Annotated in this window: 1 pseudogene; it reads right to left on the bottom strand. The window is 74.4% G+C overall.

What is annotated here, in order from left to right:
* A pseudogene (locus ONA70_RS36590) lies at positions 1-262 on the bottom strand (MFS transporter); the annotation flags it as partial.

The raw sequence follows: 262 nt of genomic DNA on the forward strand, positions 1-262 counted from the left end.
GCGGTCATCGCTGCCAGGCCCAGCGCCGAGCCGACCTGGTAGCTGGTGTTGACGATGCCCGAGGCGAGGCCGCCCTCTTCCGGCCGGGCGCTGGAGATCGCCGTGCCGAGCGACGGGATGAACGCCAGCGACATGCCCAGCGCCGCGACCAGCGAGGCGGGCAGGACGTCGACGGTGAAGGTCCCGTCCGGGCGGACCAGGGCGAGCCAGCCGAGCCCGACGGCGAGGACGGCGAGGCCGGCGACCACCATGGACTTCGGGC

This window comes from Micromonospora yasonensis (assembly GCF_026013475.1).
GTDB lineage: Bacteria > Actinomycetota > Actinomycetes > Mycobacteriales > Micromonosporaceae > Micromonospora > Micromonospora yasonensis.